General features: G+C 71.5%; 2 protein-coding genes and 1 pseudogene. All 3 read right to left on the minus strand.

The features are described 5' to 3' along the window. Position 1 precedes the first annotated feature (1 nt). Positions 2–2,164, minus strand: a pseudogene (locus ABZ281_RS41815) (amino acid adenylation domain-containing protein); the annotation flags it as partial. 34 nt (positions 2,165–2,198) lie between these two features. Continuing rightward, positions 2,199–2,792: a cysteine dioxygenase family protein gene (locus tag ABZ281_RS41820; RefSeq protein ID WP_356663170.1), complete on the minus strand. Its 594-nt coding sequence runs from the start codon at positions 2,790–2,792 to the stop codon at positions 2,199–2,201. Between the two features lie 129 nt (positions 2,793–2,921). After that, a complete protein-coding gene (locus ABZ281_RS41825) occupies positions 2,922–3,704 on the minus strand; it encodes a phosphopantetheine-binding protein (protein ID WP_356663172.1) in 783 nt (260 codons plus the stop codon). Positions 3,705–3,792: the final 88 nt, after the last annotated feature.

The raw sequence follows: 3,792 nt of genomic DNA on the forward strand, positions 1-3,792 counted from the left end.
GTCATCGGCGGACACCCCGTCCTGGAACAAGGGGTCCGGAGGGGGCGCCCAGTGAATTCCGTTGTTGGTCTGGCCGTTCTGGCTGTTGCCGCCCGGTGAGCCGGTCCTTGATGCGGGCCACCCGGTCACCCACGTCGTGTGCCTCGATCGCCAGTTGTCCGATGAGGGGCCAGTGCGCGTCGTCGATACCGTTCAGGACCTCGAGTTCACTCTTCTCCGCGTCGATCTTCAGCAGGTCGACTCGGTCCGCTCCGGTCTCGCGGATGACGTCGGACAGCGTCCGCAGCCGGCAGACCACCTCCTCGTGCCGCAGCCGCTCGGTGAGCAGCACGTCGAGGTCCGCCTCGGCTCCGGGCGCGTCGAGGCCCCTCGACAAGAGGTCGTTGCGTACGTACGCCTCCACGACGCCACGCTCCTGCGCCGTGTCGCCGAACCGCCCGGACATGATGGACAGGCCCGGGTAGTAGGTGAACGTCGCCGTGTCCTCCTTCTCACCGATGCCGCAGGGGTACAGCCGGACGTCGGCGCCGTGGATACGGGTGTTCAGCTCCAGCAGACGGAACAGCTCGGGGATGGGTTCGAAGGCGTGGACGACGGCGCCCGGGCAGGACCGGGCGACCTCGAGGGTGAACAGCCCGATGTGCGCACCGACGTCGAACACGCAGGCGTCCGGCGGCAGGGTGATGCCGTGGCGGAGGTACTCGCGGCCCTCGAAGATCTCCTGGTAGACGAAGTCCGTCTCGGCGTGATTGCCCGAGGCGATGAGCATGCCGTTGGGCAGTGTGTGCCGCTCGTCGGCGCCGAGCAGGCCCTGGCGTTCCAACCGGCACACCCACAGCAGGGGGCCCGCCTCGCGGGCGTCCGGGACGAGGTAGGCGGCCAGTCGCGCCCCGCCCGTCTCGTCCGGCCGGGCCACCACCGCGGCTGCCCCCACGCCGGGCAGGCCGGCCAGCACGGCCTCCACCTCTCCCAGTTCGACGCGCGTGCCCCGCACCTTGACCTGGTGGTCGGTCCGGCCGACGTACTCGATGACTCCGTCGGGGCGCGGGCGGGCGAGGTCGCCGGTGCGGTACATGCGGCTGCCGGGCGGCCCGTACGGGTCGGGGACGAAACGGTCCGCGGTGAGGTCCGGTCGGTTGACGTAACCGCGGGCCAGCTGGACACCGGTGATGTGGAGCTCGCCGGTGGCCCCGGGCTCCACCGGCCGCAGATCGGTGTCGAGGACACGGAGGCCGGTGTTCCACACGGGCCGGCCGATGGGGACCGCCCCCGGCGGGTCGTCCGCCCGGCACTCCCAGTGGGAGACGTCGACGGCCGCCTCCGTGGGGCCGTACAGGTTGTGCAGCTCGGCGCCGCCGAGGACGGGGAAGAAGCGGTCGCGCAGTTCGCCGGGGAGGGCCTCTCCACTGGCGAAGACCCTGCGCAGGCCGGTGCACGCGGCTGCCGCGGGCTCGTCGAGGAACAGCCTGAGCATCGACGGCACGAAGTGGACGGTCGTCACCTGCCGGGACCGGATCAGCTCCGCGAGGTACCGCGGGTCCCGGTGCCCGCCGGGCGCGGCCAGGACGAGACGGGCGCCGACGCTCAGCGGCCAGAAGAACTCCCACACGGAGACGTCGAAGTCCGCCGGGGTCTTCTGGAGTACCCCGTCGTCGGCGCCGAGCGGGTACCGGTCCTGCATCCACCGCAGCCTGTTGACAATGGCCCGATGCGGTACGGCGACGCCCTTGGGCCGTCCGGTCGACCCCGAGGTGTAGATCACGTACGCGGTGTTCAGCGGGTGCGGCGGAGGCAGGGGGTGGTCCCCCACCTTGTCCCGTGCCGACAGCTCCCGGATGCCGTCGGCGGTCAGCACCGTCAGGGGCCGCGCGTCCTCGGCCATGAGCGCGACCCGTTCGGCCGGATGCCCCGGGTCGAGCGGCAGGTAGGCCGCCCCCGTCCTGTGGACCGCGTACAGGGCGACGACGAGTTCCACGGAGCGCGGCACACTCACCGCCACAACGGTCTCCGGCCCGGCGCCGAGGGCCGCCAGAGCACGGGCCAGCCGGTCGGTCCGGGCGTCCAGTTCGGCGTAGGTCAGTACGGTGCCGTCGGCGACGATCGCGACCGCGTCGGGCGTTCTGGCCACCTGCGCCGAGAAGAGCTCGGGCAGGGTGGTCGGCGGATTGTGCACGCTGTCCCCCATGATGTCGCTTCCCTTACGGTCTGGCGGGCCGCTGTGCCGCACCGAGGACGGCGTACGGCGACCGCACCGGCAGGTCGTAGCGTCGCCGGACGCTGCTACCGAGCCTGCCGACGTCGGCGCCGTACACGTGCAGGGAGACGGTCATGCCGTCGGTCGCGCTGCGGACCTCGTGGATGTCCCCCGGCGGTGAGAGGTGGGCGACGGTGCCGATGTGGTTGACGGTGACGTCGACGGGGACGAGGTGCGGCGAGCCGTCCTCGTCGACGAGCCGGTAGCGGATCTCCTCCTCGGCCCCCCGGTGGACGCCGATCACACACCAGCAGACGTGGTCGTGGATCGGGGTGCGCTGACCGGGCAGCCACACGAGGGCGACGACGGAGAACGTGCCGTCCGGCTCGATGTGCAGAACGTGCTGCTTGTACGCGGTGGGGTCGGCGGCCAGCTGCTCCTCGGTCAGCAGGTCGTCGTGGCGCAGATGGGCGGCGACGACGTCCGCGGCCCGCCGGGCCGACTGTTCGGGCCGGCCGGCGGACGGGGCGCGCAGCGCCTCGCGGATCTCCCTGACGAGGACGTCCAGGCGCGATCCCCTGGGGGAGGGAGCGGGCATCGTGCTCCTTTCGTACGGCGCCCGGCGTTCCGACGGGGAGCGCCGGGGACCACCGGCCGGTGAGGGATGACGGTGTCGTCTCGGGTGCGCTGCGGCCCGTGCGCGGTGCGGGACGGGCCGATCTCCCGATCAGGTCTGGCGGCGTGCGCGGGCGCGGGCCATCCGGTTCTGCTGGTGCTGGCGGCGTGAGTGGGCCCGGCTCTTGACCTGTTCGATCGTGTGTCCTGCCGCCTCGGCCGGTTCGGCGTCGTCCCCGTCGATCAACCGGGCGAGACCGGCGACGGTGAGCACCTCGTACAGTTGCGCCACCGTGAGTGAGGCGCCCAGGGACTTGTTGACGGTCGCCACGAGCTGAATGGCGATCAGAGAGCCGCCGCCGAGATCGAAGAAGCTATCGTTGACGCCGACTTGGTCGATGCCGAGCAGGTCCTGCCACGCCTTGCACAGCTGCCGCTGGGTCTCTCCCTTCGGCGGGGCGTAGGCGCTGGGGACCTCCGGGCGGGGGTGAAGGGTGTGTGGTGCGCCGAGTCCGGCGAGCCGTTCGTCGCCCCCGGCGTCCGCGCCGAGTACGAAAGCCTGCTCGATCAGGGCGTTGACGTCCACGGGTGACACGATCAGCTGGGGTTCGGGCGACGAGGACAGGACGCGTTCCAGCGCTTCCAGGGCCTGTGTCGACGCCATGCCGCGCTCCGCGACATCCTTGCCGCGGATCTCCGCCAGCGCGTCCGGAAGGTCCCTCGCGACGGCCATGCCCGCCTCCTTCCACGGCCCCCAGTCCACGGTGAGGACCCGGCGTTCGGCCGCGTGGGAGTGGGCGTAGGCGTCGAGGAAGCTGTTGGCGGCGGCATAGTCGGTCAGGCCGAAGTCACCGACGTGGGCGGCGTTGGAGCCGAAGAGGAACAAGACGTTCATGCGAGCCGCTCCCTCCGGCGCGGCAAAAGGTACCGCCATGATCTGTTGCGCGGGCTGTCCGATGAGGTCACATTACGGTCGCAGGAAC

The organism is Streptomyces sp. NPDC006265 (assembly GCF_040613555.1).
Lineage (GTDB): Bacteria > Actinomycetota > Actinomycetes > Streptomycetales > Streptomycetaceae > Streptomyces.